We start from the raw sequence: 20,628 nt of genomic DNA on the forward strand, positions 1-20,628 counted from the left end.
TCCCACCACCGTGCCGCTATTTCAGTTGTTGAAGTGAAAATAAATCGTCAATCCGAGGACAGTACTTCGCGTACCGCATGGGCCATGGCTTCCATGGTTACGGGCTTCATCAGTATTTTGCGGATACCCATAGCCTGGGCGCGCTCTTTATCAAACACTTCGGAAAACCCGGTGCAAACGATGATAGGGATCTTCCGGCGGATGCCCATCATCGTTTTGGCCATCTGGTCGCCGGTCATTTCCGGCATGTTGTAGTCGGTAATGACCACATCAAACCGGAATGGATCCGCTTTGTAGGCGTCAAGGGCCGCTTTACTGCCAATGACGGCGGTTACCCGGTAACCCAGGCGTTGGAGTATCTGATTGCCGATTTCCACGATATCCTTTTCATCGTCCACCAACAGAACATGTTCGGTGCCCATGGGCAAACTGCTTGAGTGGGGCCCTTTTTCGGATGTCTCGGCTTGTGAAATCGGCAGGTACACGGTAAAGCAGGTTCCCTCGCCCTCCTGGCTTTCAACCTTGATTTCACCACCATGGCCCTTGACAATGCCATGGACGACAGCCAATCCCAGACCCGTTCCCTTACTTTTGTCCTTGGTGGTGAAGTAAGGCTCGAAGATGCGATCAATAATGGCCGGATTGATGCCCGAGCCGGTATCTGAAATCGCCAGACGCAGGTATTGGCCTGATTCCAGTGTCAAACCGGCGGGGGCTTGCGATGCATCAATGAAGACCTCCTCCAAGGTTACACCCAGCTGGCCGCCGGATATCTGCATGGCATGATACGCATTGGTGCATAGGTTCATGATGATTTGATGGATTTGAGTGGGGTCGCCCAGCACCGGCCGATCGGCTTTGATCACGGACTTGATTTTTATGTTGGCCGGCAGGGAGGATTGGAGCAGTTTAATGGCTTCTTTGACGATCGGGGAAACTTTTACCGGCGCATGCATTTGTTCCTGCATACGGGAAAAAGCCAGGATCTGTTCGACCAGATCCCTCGCCCGCAGCCCCGCATTGTTGATGGCCTTTAATTTTGGATACAGCGGATCAGACGTGTCACCCAGATCCTGCAGACCCAACTCTGAATACCCGATCACGGCACTGAGAATATTATTGAAGTCATGGGCAATGCCGCCGGCCAGGGTGCCCAGCGCCTCCATCTTTTGAACCTGGCGCAACTGGGTTTCCAGTTTTTCCTTGTCTTCCTCGGCGCGGATTCGTTCCGACAGATCAATAAATGTTGCCATGAAGCATTCCCGTCCCTCCAATGTGGTTCGGGAAACGGTTTTCAGTACCGGCCTTTCCTTTCCAAATACGGTGCGCAGCGTTCGTTGAGCCTGAATCGTCTGGCTGCCCGAATCCATGGGGCATTGCTCACATGACGATTCATCGAACAATTCATGACAGGCTTTCCCGGTGACTTGTTGGGGTTCGGTACCCACCATGCTGGCGGCGGCGGGATTGGTATAGACAATCTGGCGGTTTTCAATATCGACGATAATGATGCCGGTGGGAATGGTATCCAAAATTTTGCGAAACCGGGATGCACTTTCCCGAAGTTCCTGCGTGGCGCGAACCGCCCGCAGCGCCTCACAGCTATAAGAGGCTAAAATCGTACCGATTTCACGATCCTGATCCAGAAACGGCGGGGGGGTTTTGCTGTGCAGGGTCATAATACCGGCAATGCCGCCGAATTCATCCGGCAGGGGAAAAACAAGCGCTGAACCATCCGTGTAACCCTGCCAGCCGCTGGGGGCAATGGTCTCTTGATTGGATATATTGTGAACGAGGACGGGTTGCTTGGCGTCGATGGCCTGTTGGAAGAGTGATTTTTTCGGAAGCGGGAAGGGGATGAAATCGGTGGCATGCCCCTTGTCCAAGGAATGAACCAGCCGCAAGCCTTTTTCCTCCTTTAAGTAGATGCTGCCGCCGGTCGCCAGCATGTGCTGGCCAAATTCTTCAAGCAGCAATGATCCAAAGGATTGAACTTCGCTACAAAAGGACAGGGAGCGGGTGGTGTCTACAATATGCCGCAGGCGTGTGTTGATCTGAGAAAGATGTTTGTTGGCGTGTTCCAATTCCGCCGTCCGTTCTTCGACCAATTGTTCAAGATGCTTGCGATAGTCCTGGTTTTCTTTTCTGAGTTGCGCCTTCTCCATGGCGGCTTCCACGGCATGGGTGAGAATGGAGAGGTCTTCGATCGGCTTGAGCAGGTAATCCCAGGCGCCGCAGTGAAGCGCTTCAATGGCATCGGTGATGATACCGGTTCCCGAGGCCACGATCATTGGCGTCGACGGTGATGATTCACTGATGGTTTCAAGCACCTGAATGCCGTCAACCTCAGGCATTCGAAGATCAACGATAATCAAGTCTGGCCGATGCGCTTCAAAAGTGCTGATTCCTTCACGGCCGTTAACCGCGGTAAGGATGTCATAGCCGCAATCTTCCAAATGGGCGCCAAAGCTGTCGCGAACAGCTTTCTCATCGTCAATGATAAGGATTAGAGGCGGTTCCATGAGCGTTTCCTTCTGGTTATGTAATTTCCATGTCGGCCATGGTGATTCCTCCCTGATTCGGAAAACGACTCTTAACGATCACGAGCTTCCAGCTTTCGGCAGTTGAATGATGAACCGGGTGCCACCGTCATCAACAACATGCGCATCCATTTTTCCACCATGATTTTCCGTAATGATGAAGTACGACACCGAGAGCCCAAGCCCCGTGCCCTTGCCGACCGGCTTGGTGGTAAAAAACGGTTCAAAAATGCGTCGGCGGGTAGGTTCATCCATTCCCGGACCATTGTCTTCGATTTCAACCCGGACCCATGCATCGTCGTCTTTGACCCTCAGGACAAACATCGGCGACGTTTTTTCGTCGGCATTGTCGGCCATGGCTTCGGCACCGTTTTTCAGGATATTCAAAAACACCTGTTGAATTTTACTGGACTCGCAAGGCACGGGTGGCACCGTTTGATCATACTCGCGGATAATTTGAATCTGCTTGAAGTCGTAGTGCTTTTTCATATCATAGTCGGTTTGGGCAAGTTCGATGGTTTGATCCAACAAGGTCCCAAGGTCATGGCTCGAAACCACCCGGTCACTTTTTCGGGCAAAGCTGAGCATGTTTTTTACAATGGCGGCGGCACGATTGCCGGAACTACGAATGTTTTCGAGCATGGTGGGCAGGCTGCGCATGTCCAGGTACTGCCGCAGTGCCGCCAAATCGATGCCGACCTTTTCCGCCGCCTTGTGGTTGGCCGGCAGATCACCGAACAGCCGGTTTTCCAAAACAGCGGTATTTTGCAGGATGCCGGCCAGTGGATTGTTGATTTCATGGGCCATGCCGGCTGCCAGACCGCCCACGGAAAGCATTTTTTCGCTCTGGATCATCATTTCTTCCATACGAACCTGTTCGGTCACATTATCCAGACGAATGACCGCGCCTTCCGCACCGTCAGCCTCCAGCGGGAAAATGGTGATGTCCTCAAATTGGGTGCCACCCTGGTGCTGACGCGGAATTTTAAGATTCCTGTTCACCTTGCGATCTTTGATGGCTGTCTTGATCTGGCCGAGTTCATCGGCCAGGCGGGGATATGCGCTTTCAAGGGGCTGGTTATGGGCCTTTTTAAATGGCAGGCCGGTCTGTTTTTCCGCCTGCTTGTTCCACTGGGTTACCCGCATCTGGTTGTCCACACCGATCAGCACCGAGGGCATGGAATCAATGATGTTGGACAGATAATTGCGCAGGCGCTGAAGTTCTTCACGGGCGCGTTTATTTTCCGTAATATCCTGAAACGTGCCCAAAAGGCCGATGATGTTATCCTGTCCGTCCCGCATGGGAACCTTGCTGGTCTGCACCCAGACGGTTTTACCCGTGGCCGTGGTTTGTTTTTCTTCGAAGTTGAGCCGTGCCTGTCCCGTGGTCATCACGGCCCGGTCGTCACGGCGGTATGCCGGTGCATGCTTGTACCAGACCAGTTCATAGTCATCCAGACCGATCAACGCCTCAGGGTCGGAAAACCCGGCGTTTTCGGCAAACGGCTGGTTGCACCCCAGATACCGGCAGTTGGTGTCCTTCCAGAACACATAGACCGGTATGGTATCCAGAACCAGCCGCAGCATGCGATTGGCCACCACCAGGGCTTCTTCGGTCTGCTTTCGATCGCTGATATCCAAAAAGGCACCGATGCTGGTCTGGGTCCCGGGAATCAGGCGCGCTCTGAGCAGCATGGGTTTTAGCCGACCGGCGCGGTCGACCAGTTTGCACTCATACTGATTGGGCGTATTGAAAGGATCCTTGCGCCGGGCGAAATGGTAGGCTTTTAGTTGCTCAACATCGTCGGGGGCAATGAAATCGGTCCATTTCATCTTTCCTTCGATCTCTTTCCTAGCGTACCCGACCATTTGGGCAAATTCCCGGTTGACCATGCTCAGGGTCATGTCCGCTTCACTGAGCACCGTTCCTGTACCTGTGTTTTCAAAGATCATGCGGTAGCGCGTTTCACTTTCCTGGATGCGCGCCTCTGTTTCCCGGCGCTTGGTAACATCCGTAGCCAATACAACAAGGGCCGGTTCGCCGAAGTCGCTCAGGTCACAAGGCAGTTTGGATACCTCGAGCCAGCGTATGGCGCCGGTGTGATCCATAAACGGCTCTTCATTTTTCAGCAGGGCCTGTCCGCTCTGGATGGTCTGCCAGTCATCGGCCATGTAACGGGCAACCTGTTCCGGATCCGGGTGAACGTCGCGTTGAAGTTTGCCGACCAGTGAATCAACAGGTATACCATAGCTGTCCGCCACCGCCTGATTGGCCATCAGAAAACGCCCCTGGGCGTTTTTAACAAAAATCATGGAGGGGACCATATCCATGATCCGGCGCAACATGCGCTCGTTTCGTTTAACTTCGGCCTCGGCCTTTTTTAGTGCCGTGATATCGGTGTACATGGCCACCGCCCCGACCATTTGGTCACCGAGAACAATAGGTGATCCGGCGACAAGGACGTGGATCGGCGTCCCGTCTTTGCGATAGCGCACCGCATCGAAGGTCTCAAGGTGCTGGCCAGAATTGACGGTGCGGATATTGTTTATTACTTCGGCTTGGCTTTTATTGTTGGCAACGACTTCACTTAGAACTTTTCCCAATATTTCCGATCGTTTGTATCCAAAAATCTTTTCGGCGCCGGGATTCCAGTCTGTGACCCGATGGTCTGCATCCATAACGATAATGGCGTCCGGCGCCTGATAGAGGACGGCCTCCAAAAACAGCTGTCGTTTGTGAATTTCATCCTGGGCCTCTTTGGCGATCTGCTCGGCCCGCTTTTTTGCTGTCGTCAGCTCCACCAGGATAATGATACCGCCAATTTTATCCTCGTGGGTCCGCCAGGGGTACAGGGTGCGGCGCACCCATTCCACCGAGCCGTCTGCCCGGGTAAAGGTTTCTTCTTCCTTTTGGATGCTCTCGCCTTGCAGGCAGCGGTGATGCTCTTCTTTCCAGTGCTCGGGGATGGGGCCCATCACATCATAGTGACAGCGGCCGGTCAGGTCCTCGTCGGGTAAGTTGAAGTCGGTAATCCAGCGCTGGCTGTAGTGCAGATAGTTCATTTTCAGATCGAACATGGCCACGGCTGCCGGCGTGTACGTCACAAAAAAAACCAGCAGTTCCTCGCGTGCGCGAAGCGCGTTAAGCGCCTTGCGGCGGCTGGTGATGTCGTGGATGCTTTCGATGGCGCCAATCAGATTGCCGGCCTCATCGTACAGCGGTCCGGCCACATTTCGAAACAGCCCCTTGTTCAATAGGGGATAGTGGTCTTTTGTTTCTGAAAAGAGGATGTCGCCTTTGCGTTCGATGTTAATGTACTTTTCGGCAATCTCGCTGCTCCAACCACGCACCAGATCGATCGTGATCGGACGCCGCTGGCCGTAAAATGGAAGGGCGTATTCGTAATTGCCCTTGCCGAGGATGGTTTCGGCGCTGACCTCGGTCAGTTCTTCCATAGCGCGGTTCCAGGCAATCACCTTGCTGTCCGAATCGATAACAAAGGTCGGGTCAGGCAAGAAGTTGATGATTTGGGACATCCGCTGTTCGGAGGTGCGCAGCTTTTCCTCCACCCATTTGCGCTTTGTGACGTCCATGATCACCCCGTTGAACTGCGTCTGGCCACCGTTTTGATGTGGGGCGGCATCGCCTGAAAACCACATCTGTGATCCTGAGGGCTTGACAAAGCGGCCTTCAAAATGCCAGGGGGTTTTGTTTTTTCCCGCATTTTCGATGGATTCAAAAAACCGGGCTTTATCGTCCGGGTGAATACACTCCGTGAAGGCGGTGAAAAACGATGTCAGGGGCACATCCAGTTCAAGAATGTCAGCTGCTTTCTGATTGACGTAATTAAGGCCGTATGTCCCGTCAGCGTTAACATAAAATTGATACACCACGGCGGGCAGATTCCCGGTAATGTCCTCCAGCAATTGCCGTTGTTTTAACAGAAGCCGTTGGGTGCTGCGCCCCCTGGTGAGCAATAAAAACAGCAACAGCCCCATTGAGAGCAGGAAGAAAAAGAACGCCAGGGACCCCAAAATCAGTGACCGATTCCGTGAAAGAACGGATTCGGGCTGAAGCGGGGATGCGCATTGATCCGGAAGCGGGGAGACCTCCGGGGCGAAACGGGGGGGCGCCGTTTGGTCTGCTGCCGCCCCTTGCAAAAAAAGATTCTTGGTAACCAAGACGCTGCGACGACCATCAATGACATGATTGCTCCGACAGCATCCAGAAAAATCGCTGTCCATCAAAGGAAGCGTTTTCGAGGTGGTCGCACAACTATCCATTGCCGCTGAAAAACAGCCAATCTGGATGGTGACTACCATCAACAGCATTGATAGCAGACGGCGGCTGGTGAGACACCTACCCGGAAACAAAAGACAGTATCGACACCACCAGCTATTCTGGTCATTGATCATGCGAATCCATCGGTTCCTTGATCAAAAGTGGAGAGGAGACATGCATGGTTCCATGGACGATCAACACTGCTTTAGAAAAAATGATTGTGAAAAACAAGGCCTTACTAAAGGTATAGCGTTATTAGCAGTTTAGGTCAAAATGTTTAAGGGCGGAAGGGCTTATTGGGATATGGGACGGATTAGTTGAACGGCGGACAATGATATCAGTGCCATCACAGCGCCGGCGATAAAAGGGATGCGATAATCGATGATCCAGAAATAGCCACCAATGGCTGGTAAAAACACCGCGGCGATGTGATTGATGGTGAACCCGACGGCCATGGTTGGTGCCACATCGCCGGGATCACCGATTTTCTGGAAAAATGTGTTGATGGCCATGGCAAAGTTAAAGAAGATATGGTCGAGAATGTAAAGCCCGCCGGCGAGCCATTTGGATTCGGTGAAGGCGTAAGCCATGAAAATACCAATCAGAAAAGAGTATTCAAGGGTAAGGACACGGCGCTCTCCAAAGCGAATAATGGCCCGACCGATGGCCGGACTGAGAAAATAGTTGATTGTGTTGTTGATAACAAACAGAATCGTTACCGCTTGAACGGAATAGCCAAACTTTTGCACGAGCAGCAGCACGGCAAAGGCAATGAAAATTTGCCGCCTGGCACCGGCCATGAATGTCAGAAAATAAAAAAGCCAGTATCGCCCACGGACAATCATCCGTTTACGCTGCACCACCGTTTCGGTTGTGGTTGGTCTGCGAGTAAAGCCCCATATGGCCGTCAGACCAATCAATGTGCCGATGATCACGTAAATGGCTTTGAAATCGAGCACCGAGGCCATGCAAAAGATAAACACGCCTACAACTATGCTCGAAGCAGCAGAAATGCTGCGTAGTTTTCCAAAGACCCATGGTGACGCCTGTTTGTCGAAATACTGCAACGTGAGCGACATGTTGGTGGTTTCATAATAATGAAACCCGAAACTCATCATCACGGTGGTTAAAATCAGGCCGGTGAGCGATGGCAGCCAGCCGGTCATGGCAATGCCAATGCCAAGAATGAGGATGGATAGGGCGGATAGTCGGTGCTCTGGAATCAATCGGATGACAAAGATGGCCAGAAGGGCCAGAAATCCGGGAATTTCCCGTATAGACTGAATAATGCCGATGTCATCACCGTGCAAATGGGCCACTTCCACGGCAAAGTTGTTGAACAGGGTTGTCCATGCTTGAAGTCCCACGGTCGACGCAACGGTGAGAACCGACAGATAGATGAACATGGGATTCTTTTTGATTGGGTCCATCACCAACGTCTTTCAATGATATTAATCCGTTCGCCTGACAAAGACAAGGGCGCACAATCATCGGTGGAATGTGGAAACAGGGCTGTTTTCTGAAGGCCTGGCAAACCGCTTTGTTTTCCCATGAATCGCAAATGACTCGTTTCAGGGTAATTCCCTTTCATTCATATACAAGGGGATTGGTATTGATTTTTAGTAAAAATGTTCGATATTATAATATGTTTAAAGATTAACTTATTTATGGATCGTCGATCCCCACTTCACGGCTTTGATCGCATAAAGGCCTAAACGCCAGTAATTAAAGGTGTTGGAAGTGGGGTTGTAATTGTCAGGTGAAACGCTTCTGATGAACATACTATTGATTAACCCGCCCAATTGCGGACACAGTATTCCCGAAGAAAATTATAGGATCAAATCGATCAAGATGATTTTTCGGGGTGAGCCGTTGTCTTTTGAAACATTGGCACTGAACAAACGCAATACGGTAAAGACCAACATCGCGGCCACACGCATCCTAAAAGACCTTGGGATTCGTATCGACAATCTGGACTATTACACCTTCACCAATGCAGTTACGTCCACGCGCATGGCGGAAGCGCAGTTTTACCAATCCTACGCCGCACTTCTGGAACACTGCCTGTCCCGCGTACATTCGAGTGGCGCTCACGCTGGAAAGGAAATTGCGTAATGAGTGTTTACATCAACCGCCTGTCGGCGTTTTTCCCCAACGCACCGGTGTCCAATGAGGACATTGAAACGGTGCTTGGACAGGTGGACAACCTTCCCTCCCGGGCCAGACGGATTGTTCTGAAGAACAACGGCATTAAAAAGCGCTACTACGCTTTGGATCGTGACACCCAGGCCCTGACCCATACCAATGCCCAGCTGGCGGCTGAGGCGGTAAGGGGGCTTACCCATGACAATGGATTTAGCCTTGCCGATATCCAATGCCTTTGTTGCGGAACCACCAGCCCGGATCTGCTTTTTCCAGGCCACGGCCTCATGGTTTTAGGAGAACTGGGACTGCCGCCGGTGGAAGCCGTGACCACTGCGGGTATCTGTATTTCCGGCATGACGGCGTTCAAGTACGCCTATATGAATGTGGCCATGGGAATGAGCGACAATGCCGTCAGTGTCGGATCGGAACTGTCGGCTTCATTTATGCGGTCCAAATTTTTCAAACCCTCGGCCAATAAAGACAAAGATCCGGAACGCCGTCCCAGCCTGGCCTTTGACACCGATTTTTTGCGTTGGATGCTGTCCGATGGTGCCGGTGCGGCCCTGCTGGCAAGCAGCCCCAATGCGTCGGGCATTTCCCTGAAGGTCGATTGGATCGATTACCTCTCCTATGCCGGGGAACTGGATACCTGCATGTACGGGGGCGGGATCAAGGGGGAGGACGGACGGGTGTCCGGCTGGAGAGTGGTGGAGAACATTACTCCAGCGGATGAAAAATGCCTGATGGCGGTCAAGCAGGACATTCGCCATCTTGAAAAAAATATCGTTTCCACCATGCAGCGCGCACTCAAGGCCAGCATGGACAAACACGGGTTTCAGGCAGCCGATGTGGACTGGTTTCTGCCCCACTACTCTTCGGCCTATTTTCGGAGCAAGTTTTACGACGGCATGGCCGCCATTGGCTGTGAAATCCCCTATGACCGATGGTTCACCAACCTGCCCGAAACCGGCAATACCGGCAGTGCGTCCATTTATATTATCCTGGAGGAGCTTTTCCGCTCGGGCCGTTTAACGCCCGGTCAGCGGCTCTTGTGCTTCATCCCGGAGAGCGGACGCTTTTCCCACTGTTTCATGCAATTGACGGTGGTCTGATACCTTTAGGAGCGTAGCCCAAAGCATGAAAATCGATGATGTCCCCCAGGATCGCGGTATGATCAATGACCACCGCCAGGAAGTGTGCTACGCGGTGGATGACGAGGGTCGTTACGTTATGGCCGGCAGTGCCGGCTGGGAGCCCAAGAATATCGCCAATCGTCAGGCGTGGGATCTGATTGACACTGCCGCGCAAAAGGCCCTTGAAAGGGTGCATGCGGGCAAGGCGAGCCCGCTGGCTTACCATATGGCCAATCACCAGATGAGTGTGGGCTTGCTATCAAAATATGCAGGGACCAACCGTTTGAAGGTCTGGCTGCATCTCAAACCCGGCCCCTTCGCACGGATGACGCCTGAAGTTTTGCAGCGTTATGCCGATGTGTTCGGTATGCCGGCCAGTGAATTGAAATCGGTTCCCGATGCACATGTGTCGCGATCCGGTAAGGATTAATCCCTTATAGAGAGGTTGGAGCCTTTGCTTTACGCTGCCCAGGAAACCATCCAAATTGATTTTGCTCATCGGCAATCGGCCCACTGTGAAAGTGGCGTCTGCTCGAATCTGCTTTACCACTATGGCCTGAGCATCAGTGAAGCCTTGGCCTTTGGCATCGGCTCGGGCATGTTTTTCGGCTATTTACCGTTTATCCGCATCAACAAGCTTCCGCTGACCACCTATCGTTGCGAGGTCGGAGGCATCTTTAAACGGGTGGCCAAACGGCTCGGCTGCCGGGTTCACTGGCAGACATTCAGGAATCCGGACAAAGCCATGGACGCGCTGGATCGACAGCTATCTCTGGGGATTCCGGTGGCCTGCCGCACCGGCGGGTACTGGCTGCCCTATTTTCCTCCGGCGTTTCGGTTCCATTTCAACATGCACAATCTTGTGGTGATCGGAAAAGAAGGCGATGACTACCTGATCAGTGATCCGGTGTTCCCGGATCCCGAGCGCTGTTCCCGGTTTGACCTGATGAAGGCACGGTTTGCCAAAGGGGCTTTGGCGCCCAAAGGGACCATGTATTACATGGAAGAGGCTCCCCAGGAGGTGGACCTGGTCCCGGCAGCGCGCAAAGGCATTCGTGAAGTGTGCCGGCGCATGCTCAGTACGCCGGGTCCCTTGATGGGCATCCGCGGGATTCGATATCTTTCCGGGCAGGTACGTAAATGGCCCAAGAAGCTTGGCCAGGACAGAGCCTTGCTCTATGTGGGGCAACTGATCCGCATGCAGGAGGAATTGGGGACCGGCGGGGCCGGGTTCCGGTTCATGTATGGTGCCTTTCTTCAGGAGGCCGCCGGTGTCCTGTCGATTCCCCGGCTGGTTGATCTCTCCAAAGTGATGACGGGGGTGGGTGACCGTTGGCGTAAATTTGCCGTGCTGGGTGGCCGTCTGTGCAAGGGCCGGGCCTCGGCCGATGACACCTATGATGCCATGGCCGCACTCCTTTTAGAATGTGCCGATGGAGAAACCGAAGTTTATCAGGAACTTTTGGAATTAACCCGGTAGCGGTCCGGTGCGCTGACTGTTGACGGATTGATTTGTCCGCTATCCGACAAAAGAAAAACAAGTTCATGACAATACAAGACAGGCTTAAACAGATCTTGGTGGTCGAGCTCAACCTTGAAGATTTCACGCCTGAAGAAATTGACAATGATGAGCTGATTTTTGGCGGGCGATTCGATCTGGACTCCATTGACGCGCTTGAGATCGTCTATCAGGTGGAGCAGAATTTCGGCATTCCCATGAAGGAAATGAATGAAGCCCGTGCGGCCTTTCAGTCCATCAATACCCTGGCGGCTTTTATCGAAGCCCGTCTGCAAGGATAGGCGATGACACCGGTTGCCATCGTTGGCCTCGGCTGTATCTGCGCCCTCGGTGCTGATTATCAGCAGTGCCTGCAGACCCTGTTTGCCGGACAGCGCCGTTTTGGCCTGCCCAGCCGGTTTCCCGCCGCTTGTGAGGTCTCCCAGCCGGTTTTTGAAGTTCCTGACTCCTTTTTGCAACACGACAGCGTTCCCGGTAACCTGTCGCGCACCTGCCGGATGGCCATGGTCGCCACCTGGGAGGCCCTGGACCATGGAAATCTCGATGCGCGCACACTCGCCAGGCACCGGGTGGGGGTCTGTTTAGGGTCCAACATTGGCGTCACGTCGGGATATGCCGTCGCCCAAAACGATACCGATGCGTTTTTGTTGCCGCGCGATCGTTTTCTGGCCACCAATCCCACCCACTTGCTGGCCGACACCCTGGATCTTTCCGGTCCCCAACAGACCGTGGCCAACGCCTGCACAGCGGGCAGCGACGCCATCGGTGTTGCCGCTGCATGGATCGACCAGGGGATCTGTGATGCCGTGATTGCCGGCGGCACCGATGAACTCACCCCCCGGGTGTATTTTGGATTCAAATCGCTTTTTATCAATGATGAAAAGCCCTGCCGGCCTTTTGACCGGGATCGCCGGGGATTGAATCTGGGTGAAGGAGCGGCTGTGTTTGTTCTGGCCTCAACCGATTTTTGCCAGGCCCATGGGATTGTGCCCAAAGGGTATATTCTGGGCTACGGCTCCACTGCCGATGCCGATCATTTTACCCAACCCCGGGCCGACGGCAAGGGCCTGCGCCTGGCTATTGACGAATCCCTGACCAGCGCCGGACTGGCCCCGGATGCGATCTGTTTCATCAATGCCCATGGAACCGGAACACCCGACAATGACCGGGTCGAGAGCCACGTTCTGAACAAGATGTTTCCAGGGCGGCCTTTTCTTTCCACCAAAGGGTACACCGGCCACACCCTGGGGGCTGCCGGCCCCATTGAGGCGGCACTGACCCTGGGATGTCTGGATCGCGGACGCCTGCCCGTCACAGCGGGCTTTGAGACACCGGATGCCGACTTGCCGGCCCAACCGGTGGCCGAGCCGACGATGATTCAAGGAACCGTTGCCCTGTCCCAGAACCTGGCTTTTGGAGGGAGCAACGCGGTGCTGGTCATCGGCAAGCAGGAGGAGCCAGGATGCGTGTGACCATCTGCGGCATTGGTGTGGTCGGCGGTTTTGGCCGTGGGATGTCCGCCCTGGAGCGCGCCTTAAGCGGCGGCCCGGTTGACCCGGCCATCGTTTCCATTCCGACCCGGGAGGGGGACATCCAGGTGCCGTGTCTTACGGCCGACACAACGCATCTGGCCGAGTTTATGCCCACACGAACCTTGCGCCGCATGAGCCATTACATTCGCCTGGGGCTGCTGGCTGCCGTTGATGCCATGACCGATGCCGGGCTGCTGGAAACAGATCGCCGGGGCCGGTTGGGTATCATCGTTGCTACGGGACATGGGGCGACGGGCAATAATTATGCATTTCAGTATCCGTTCGAGGACCAGGAGGAAATTTGCGGATCGCCCACCCGCTTTTCCAATTCGGTTCATAACGCCGCTGCAGCGTATATTTCCATCGCCTTGAAGGAGATGGGACCCAACCATTCTATCACCCATGAGGATCTTTCCTTTCCATCCGCGCTTTTGACCGCTGTGGCCTGGCTCCGTCAAGGGCGGGTGGATGCCGTGCTGGTGGGCGGGGTGGACGAACTGAGCCATGCCTATGCCTATGCCTGGCATGTCCATCAGCAGCAACACGGCCAGACAGGGGGGCCAGGCGGGGGTAAGATTCCCCCGGCCGGTGAGGGCGCTTGTTTTTTCTTGCTCAAGGCAGATGATAATCGGTCCGCTGCCTATGCAAGCATCTCGGACGTTAGGGTGGGACGCCACCGCGGCGGACCGCCGGACCGACCCGCGGCATCTTGTTATATCCTGGGCACCGGCGGTGTGGCGGCCACACCGGCGGATTACCATCCCTGGCAGGCAGCGGATGTCCGCTGGGCCAGTTATGCCTCGGTGTATGGCGACCTGCCCGTGGACAGTGCTTTCGATACCGCCATTGCCGCGTTGAGTTGCCAAAAAAGCGTTATTTTTCCCGATGACCGCATGGCGCCGGGGACCCGGGGACCTGAACCGTTGCAGGGCCGGCCCATTGCCTGCCTGAAGCTTGGCGTAGGCCACACCTATGGCTGGACCCTATTGGAATAACAAGATCATTACCGTGAACCCCACCGTCGCAACCTTGGGGCAAAGGCGAGATTATGTCTGATTCACCATCGCATGCCCTGGTAGCCAACGGGCTAGTTCATTACTATCCGGGAAATGATTTGCCGGCGGTGGATGGACTGGATTTGACGCTGGAAAAAGGCGAGATTTTCGGTTTGCTGGGACCCAATGGGGCCGGCAAGACCACCGCGATTTCCATCCTGAGCACGATTTTGCGTCCCAAGGCCGGCTCCGTGATGGTCGGCGGGCTTGATCTTTACCGCAAAAAGCTGGCAGTGCGCCGGATTATCGGTCTGGTGCCCCAGGAAATCGCCCTTTATCCCATGCTGACGACTCGCGAGAACCTGCGTTTTTTCGGTAAACTGCAGGGGCTAAAAGGGGACCGACTGCGTGAGCGCATCGATGAAACCCTTGCCTCAGTCGGTTTGACGAATCGGGCCGACCAACCGGTGGGCACCTTTTCCGGCGGCATGAAGCGCCGGGCCAATCTGGCCGCCGGCATGCTTCACCAGCCTCAGCTTCTCTTTCTGGATGAACCCACGGTGGGCATTGATGCCCAGTCCCGCCAATTGATCATGGAACAGATTGAAACTTTGCGTGATGGCGGTACAACGATTCTTTATACCACCCACTATATGGAGGAAGCCCAGCGGTTGTGTTCACGGGTGGCCATCATGGATCAGGGCCGGATTCTGATCCAGGGCACGGTGGATCAATTGCTGGCCCATGGAAACGGGGGCAATGATCTGGGCGAATTGTTTTTGCACCTGACCGGCAAGGCGCTCAGGGACGGGTAATAGAAGATGATAACCGCACTGTTTGCCGTTATTCAAAAAGAGTTTTTACTGCTCCTGCGTGACAAGGCGGGGCTGCTGGTGCTGTTCGTCATGCCGGCCGTGCTGGTGGTGGTGATTACGCTTGTTCAGGAAAACGCGATGAAAACCATCGGCGAGAGCGACACGCGTATTCTGCTCATCGATGAGGATGGCGAGGCCCTGGGCCGGCAGATTACCGAGGCCCTGGAAGAGGCCGAGGGCGTGGTGGTGACCCGAACCCTGGAGGGCCACAAGCCAGGCCGCGATGAAGCCTTGGCGATGGTGGCCAAGGGCGCGTACCAGCTATGTCTGATCATCCCTGCCGATATGACCGAACAGGTCCGGGCAAGTGCCCGCCAGAGTGCCCTGCAGAGCATCTCCGATAAAGCCGCCACGGTCCAGGACAAAGGCGATACAACGCCGACCATTGAGGTGCACTTTGATCCGACTGTATTGGGTGGGTTCCGGTCGGCCGTGCGCAATATGCTGGCGTTGATGGTTTTCAGAATACAAGTCAGTGAAAAAATGGCCGCCCTGGCCGACGTTCTACCTGCCCATATTGATCAAACCCTGGCCGAGGCCCTGAAACCGGCGGCCGACTTTCTTCCCGAGATGCCCCAAACCGATTTGAAGCTGGAGTGGTCAGAGGCCGCCCTGCTGAACATTGAAAGCCAGGACGCGCTGGCCGGCAATCGCCTAAAGCTTCCCACCTCGGTTCAACAAAATGTACCGGCATGGTCGTTGTTCGGTATTTTTTTTATTGTATTGCCCATGGCCGGCGCGTTCATCCAGGAACGCATCAACGGCACTTACCTGCGTCTTTTGGCCATGCCCGTCGGCTATTTGACCCTGGTGTCCGGTCGTATCATTGCCTACATGGGGGTTTGCCTGGCGCAGTGTGTGTTGATCGGTTGCATCGGCAAATGGATTCTGCCCTTGTGGGGCACCCCGCCCCTGGAGATCGGGGGCGACCCTGTGGCCCTCGGCGTCATGGCGGCCAGCGCTATTTTTGCCGCCACGGGCTATGGGATCCTTTTGGGGACCGTGGTCAACTCTTTTGAACAAGCCGCCATGTTCGGTCCTATTTCTATCGTCATTGCCGCGGCGCTGGGCGGCGTCATGGTGCCTGTTTATGCCATGCCGACCTTTATGCAGACGATCAGTGTCATTTCCCCGCTGGCATGGGGTCTCAACGGCACCCTGGACGTGTTTGTCAGAGGGGGAGGGGCCCGCGATGTACTGCCCGAGGCCGCTGCGCTCGGTACATTTTTTGTTGCCTGTGTCCTTCTTGCATGGGTGTGGCAGCGTCAGCGCCGATCCGGTGCTGTATTGGCGTGACTCCGTTTGAATGAAATGGGTTGAGTGATCGTCGCGCCTGCCGATAAAAAGGGTAAGTCTCACCCCCAAGTTTCACCAATGTCCTCGGCAGCCCAAGGTTGCCGGATTTAACGCTAATTTTTATCACAGAGGAGGATCCATGAAACAGTTTCGTTTTCGTGCACTTGTTGGTCCCGTTCTATTGGCTATGCTACTGATGCTAGTCGCCTGCGCCGGTCAGGAATCCCAACCCGAACCTGAGGAAGATCCTTTTGCCAATGAAACCCCGCTGGCAAAAAGCTACGCCAATCTGGTCATCACCGATTTTACGGCAACGGACGATATTTTGCGTGACTATCCCGAGGATCTCAAGGCCAGCCGGGATGCTGCGGTAACGGCATTGACCCAGGGCGGTAAATATCGATCGGTAGGCGTCAGCGAATCGGTGGTTGAAAGCGGGCCGACGTTGATCGTCAAAACCCACGTACCGCAAATGCGTATCGTTGGCTTTGGTGCCCGGTTCTGGGGCGGCGCCTTTGCCGGTAATTCAGAGATGCTGCTGGAGATGAGCTTCGTTGATAAAGACACCGGTCAGGAAGTGGGGCACAAAACCCTGACCAGCAACGTCAATGTCATGGGCGCCACCTGGTCCTTCGGTGCCAGTGACCGCAGCCTGCCCACGGATATGGGAAATATTATGGCGATTTATCTACAGACGGTAGTGCCGGCCGTTACCCCTTAGCGGCTTCTTAAAATCCCGTCTAAGACCCGCTAACGGCGTTGGAAAACGGCTCAAAATGGTTACATATTACATATATGCTCCGCTTTCGAGCCGTTTTCCGCCTTGTTATCGGGCCTGATCCAGAATTTTTAAAAAGCCGCTAAAAGCGTATTTAGAATTTACAGCTGCTGGGTGATTGCCCAGGTGAAAACCTTCAGCGATTTTTTTCCCATCTTTCGGTGCAGCTTATCAAGGGCTGCATCGACGGATGGGAACAACACATCCTCCACGGCCATCATGATCGAACAGTTGAATCCCGGCCAGACGCTGTTATCGAATTTGGGATCCGAGCGTTCCCCCTTGCCCAGCACGCGGGTCCATTTGGTGTACCCGGTGATGCAGCAGCCGTCGAGCACTTCGGTCACCTCGTCGTCAAAAGTGACATCGTAAACCAGAAAATACATTTTCATTTTGCACCTTCCATCTAGTGCGATCCGGTTTTCCTTTTTTCAAACAGATAATAAATGGTCGGCACCAGCACCAGGGTCACGCCGGTGGAGACGGACAATCCGCCCAGCATGGTGATACCCAGGGGATTCCAGGCCTCGGCGCCCACCGCACTGGAGACCGCCATGGGCAGCATGCCGAAAAAGGTGGTCAGGGTCGTCATCAGCACCGGACGCAGCCGGTCGTGGCCGGCCTGGACCACGGCCTCGCGCAAAGGGCGACTGCGTTTTTGCAGCAGATGAATGTAGTCTAAAAGCACGATGGCGTTGTTGACCACGATGCCCATGAGCATCACCACGCCCATGAAGGAGATGATGCCCAGGGTCGTCCCGGTCAGGTAAAAGGCATAGATCACGCCGGTGAAGGCAAAAGGCACCGCGAACATGATAATAAACGGATCCCGCAGGTTGCCGAACAGGGATGCCATGAGCATGTAAACCAGAAGAATGCCGATAATCAAAAGGGCGGTCAGGTCGGCAAAGGCCTTGCCCTGTTCCTCGGCATCGCCGCCAAAGGCCACGCTGATGCCCGGTGGAATGGCCATGGTGGCCAGCACGGATCGGATGCGGGCATTGGCCTGACCCAGGGCCAGGCCATAGAGGTCCGCCTCCACCTTGACGATGCGCTGCCGGTTTTTATGCTGGATCTCGATGGGACCGAACCCCCGCTCGATGCGGGCCACATTGCCCAGCGGCACCAGGCGGCCGTCAACCGTGAAGATCGGCAGGTGGGCCACCTGGTCCAGCCGGTTTTTGTCCGCTTCGCTGAATCGGGTATAAAGATCGTAGCCTTCTCCGGCATCCCGGACCTGGGTGGCTTCCACACCGTAAAGATAGTTGCGCAGGGTCAGGCCGATGGTGGCAGTGGCAAGCCCCAGGGCCGCAGCTTTCTGACGGTCCACCTGGACCCAGATTTCCGGGCGTGGCGATTTCTGGCTCAGATTGACATCCTCTAATCCGCGGATTTTCTCCAATTCAGTTTTAACCGCTTCTGCAAAACTGATATTTTCCTTTAAATCAGATCCTTGTATTTCCAGTGACACGGGTTTGGTCCCGCCGGTCAAGGCCTGGTCCACGGTGCTTTCAATGGAGACCTCGATTTTATCCAGCCCTGGAATTCCAGCCACCGCCTGCCTCAGGGCCGCAGCCACATCGGCTACACTGCGCCCGCGCCGGTCGCGGTCCACCAGTTTGAGGCCGATGGTGCCTACATTGGGTCCCTGGTCAAACCCTAATGCAATGCCGAATCCCATTTTGTCCTCACCGTCATAGGCATAGTTGTGACGCATCTCTTCAGGTTGAACCACCTTGTCAACAGCCCCCAGGAGGGCCTCAACCATGGCATCGGTTTCCTCGATGCGCGAGCCTTCGGGCAGCCGGAAGCGCACACTCACATCGCCGTTGTCGATTTTGGGCAGAAACGATGTGGACAGGAAAGGAACCAGGCTGATGCCGCTGGCAAAGACTACCACGGCAAGGATGATGACGGTCATACTGTGGGTCAGGGACCAATCCAGAATACGGGCATAGGCGTCGTCGATTTTTTTGAAGGCTGCCTCCGAGGCGTGGAAAAAGCGGCCTGCCAGACCGGGAGGCACGGTGTCTGCGTTGTCTGGGCCAGGGGTCTTGATCCACTTTGAGACCAGCATGGGGGTCAGCATCAATGACACCAGCAAAGAGGCCATGAGGGTGGCCGTGAGCACGAACCCCAACGGCTTGAACACGATTCCGGCCAGCCCGGTAAGAAACATCAGGGGCACGAAGATCACCACCGTCGTCAGGGTGGAGGCGGTGATGGCCAGGCCCATCTCGCTGGCCCCAAACATGGCGGCGGTACTGACTTTGCTGCCTTTTTCGATGTGCCGCACAATGTTTTCCAGTACCACGATACCGTTGTCCACCACCATGCCCGAGGCAATGGCCAGGGACATGAGGGTGACCAGATTGATGGTGTAGCCAAAGGCGTAAATCAGGAAAAAGGAGATGATCAGGGATGCGGGAATAATCAGGACGATGATGAAGACCGTGCGCAGGCGCCGTAAAAAGATCAGGCTGACCATGACGATCAGGCCGATCCCGTAATACAGGGAGGCGCGCAGGTTGGCAATCGAATTGATGATGCTTTCCGATGTGTCGGAGACGATGTTGATTTCAAGATCCGGTGGCAGGGTGGCCGACAACTCGGCCAGCCGTTTTTTGACCGCTTGGATGACCGTGACCGTATTGCGGCCGGCCTGCTTTTGCAGGATCATCACCAGCCCTTTTTTACCGTCGCCCCAGGCGTTTTGATCCAGGGGGGCGAAGCCGTCGGTGACCTGGGCTACGTCGCGCAGGTAGATCGGCCGGCCATCCACGTTGCCCACCACGGTTTCGCGGATCTCTTGCACGGTTTGGTAGCGGGCGGGAATGCGCACGAAGTAGTCCATGTCGCCGGTCTTGATATTGCCGGCCGGAATATTGCGGTTCTCGGCGTCCAGGATGGCGTTGATGTGGGCCAGGGAAAGATGAAAGCCTTCGATTTTATGGCGGTCGAAATACACGTTGAAGCGCCGGCGCAATCCACCGTTGATAATCACCGCCCCGACGCCGGGAACCCGTTTCAGGCTGTCCCCGATCTCCTTGTCGGCGTAGTGAAAAAGCCGGCTCCAGTTTTTATCGGCGGTTACGGTGATGAACAGGACCGGCGCCGTGGCGCTGCTGAATTTGAAGGGAATGGGTGGGTCGGCATCATCGGGCAGCTCCCGTTTGGCGATTTCAAGCTTGTCGCGGATGTCGGCGGCGGCCACATCCAGGTCCGCGCCCCAGGCAAACCGACAGGCCACCACCGACAGGTTGTCCAGGGATTTGGAGGTGAGTGTTTCCAGGTTGTTGACGCTGTTGACATGATCCTCGATGACTTCGGTGATCTCGGTTTCCACGTCCGAGGCGCTGGCACCGGGCCACATGGTGATGATGGACACCACCGGCGGTTCCATGTCCGGATACATGTCAACGGAAAGCTTGACAGCCGAGTAGGCGCCGATCAGTCCCAGGGCCAAAAAGAGCATCATGGCGGCGACCGGGTACTTGACGGAAAATTCGGGCAGTCTCATGCAAGGCTCCTGG

Annotated in this window: 15 protein-coding genes; 10 read left to right on the plus strand and 5 right to left on the minus strand. The window is 55.0% G+C overall.

What is annotated here, in order from left to right; translation table 11 throughout:
- Positions 1-47: 47 nt before the first annotated feature.
- The 3 genes from Dvar_RS00780 to Dvar_RS00790 all read right to left on the minus strand — a co-directional run bounded on the left by Dvar_RS00780 (position 48) and on the right by Dvar_RS00790 (position 8,252).
- Positions 48-2,522, minus strand: coding sequence for a response regulator (locus Dvar_RS00780; RefSeq protein ID WP_419659823.1), 2,475 nt, complete (start codon positions 2,520-2,522; stop codon positions 48-50).
- A gap of 78 nt (positions 2,523-2,600) precedes the next feature.
- Positions 2,601-6,956, minus strand: a complete 4,356-nt coding sequence (locus tag Dvar_RS00785) for a PAS domain S-box protein (RefSeq protein ID WP_419659824.1) — start codon at positions 6,954-6,956, stop codon at positions 2,601-2,603.
- A gap of 159 nt (positions 6,957-7,115) precedes the next feature.
- Entirely contained in the window at positions 7,116-8,252 is a 1,137-nt protein-coding gene (locus Dvar_RS00790) for an MFS transporter (protein ID WP_419659825.1), read from the minus strand.
- A 343-nt stretch (positions 8,253-8,595) separates the two neighbouring features.
- Here Dvar_RS00790 and Dvar_RS00795 point away from each other — a divergent pair, with 343 nt between their 5' ends.
- From Dvar_RS00795 to Dvar_RS00840, 10 genes are all read left to right on the plus strand, one after another.
- Positions 8,596-8,937 (plus strand): hypothetical protein, encoded by a 342-nt coding sequence (locus Dvar_RS00795; RefSeq protein WP_419659826.1) that lies wholly within the window; start codon positions 8,596-8,598, stop codon positions 8,935-8,937.
- Positions 8,937-10,079 carry a beta-ketoacyl-ACP synthase III gene (locus Dvar_RS00800; protein ID WP_419659827.1) on the plus strand — a complete coding sequence of 381 codons (1,143 nt, stop codon included), beginning with the start codon at positions 8,937-8,939 and terminating at the stop codon, positions 10,077-10,079. The genes Dvar_RS00795 and Dvar_RS00800 overlap by 1 nt, the downstream gene beginning before the upstream one ends.
- 25 nt (positions 10,080-10,104) lie before the next feature.
- Positions 10,105-10,530, plus strand: coding sequence for a hypothetical protein (locus tag Dvar_RS00805; protein ID WP_419659828.1), 426 nt, complete (start codon positions 10,105-10,107; stop codon positions 10,528-10,530).
- A 24-nt stretch (positions 10,531-10,554) separates the two neighbouring features.
- Positions 10,555-11,580: a BtrH N-terminal domain-containing protein gene (locus Dvar_RS00810; protein ID WP_419659829.1), complete on the plus strand. Its 1,026-nt coding sequence runs from the start codon at positions 10,555-10,557 to the stop codon at positions 11,578-11,580.
- 65 nt (positions 11,581-11,645) lie between these two features.
- Positions 11,646-11,900 (plus strand): phosphopantetheine-binding protein, encoded by a 255-nt coding sequence (locus Dvar_RS00815; RefSeq protein WP_419659830.1) that lies wholly within the window; start codon positions 11,646-11,648, stop codon positions 11,898-11,900.
- Positions 11,901-11,903: 3 nt separating this feature from the next.
- Complete coding sequence (locus Dvar_RS00820; protein WP_419659831.1) at positions 11,904-13,091, plus strand: beta-ketoacyl-[acyl-carrier-protein] synthase family protein; 1,188 nt, start codon at positions 11,904-11,906, stop codon at positions 13,089-13,091.
- Positions 13,082-14,146, plus strand: a complete 1,065-nt coding sequence (locus tag Dvar_RS00825) for a beta-ketoacyl synthase N-terminal-like domain-containing protein (protein WP_419659832.1) — start codon at positions 13,082-13,084, stop codon at positions 14,144-14,146. The genes Dvar_RS00820 and Dvar_RS00825 overlap by 10 nt, the downstream gene beginning before the upstream one ends.
- A gap of 53 nt (positions 14,147-14,199) precedes the next feature.
- On the plus strand, positions 14,200-14,961 hold the full coding sequence (locus Dvar_RS00830) for an ABC transporter ATP-binding protein (RefSeq protein ID WP_419659833.1): 762 nt from the start codon (positions 14,200-14,202) through the stop codon (positions 14,959-14,961).
- Positions 14,962-14,967: 6 nt separating this feature from the next.
- The gene (locus Dvar_RS00835; protein WP_419659834.1) at positions 14,968-16,317 is read left to right on the plus strand and encodes an ABC transporter permease; all 1,350 of its coding nucleotides are present in this window, start codon (positions 14,968-14,970) and stop codon (positions 16,315-16,317) included.
- A gap of 139 nt (positions 16,318-16,456) precedes the next feature.
- On the plus strand, positions 16,457-17,038 hold the full coding sequence (locus Dvar_RS00840; protein ID WP_419659835.1) for a hypothetical protein: 582 nt from the start codon (positions 16,457-16,459) through the stop codon (positions 17,036-17,038).
- A 158-nt stretch (positions 17,039-17,196) separates the two neighbouring features.
- Here the strand turns inward: Dvar_RS00840 and Dvar_RS00845 are convergent, their stop codons facing one another.
- Positions 17,197-17,487 (minus strand): PG0541 family transporter-associated protein, encoded by a 291-nt coding sequence (locus Dvar_RS00845; RefSeq protein WP_419659836.1) that lies wholly within the window; start codon positions 17,485-17,487, stop codon positions 17,197-17,199.
- Positions 17,488-17,501: 14 nt separating this feature from the next.
- Entirely contained in the window at positions 17,502-20,615 is a 3,114-nt protein-coding gene (locus Dvar_RS00850; RefSeq protein ID WP_419659837.1) for an efflux RND transporter permease subunit, read from the minus strand.
- Positions 20,616-20,628: the final 13 nt, after the last annotated feature.

Source organism: Desulfosarcina variabilis str. Montpellier (genome assembly GCF_048565275.1).
GTDB classification, from domain to species: Bacteria; Desulfobacterota; Desulfobacteria; order Desulfobacterales; family Desulfosarcinaceae; genus Desulfosarcina; species Desulfosarcina variabilis.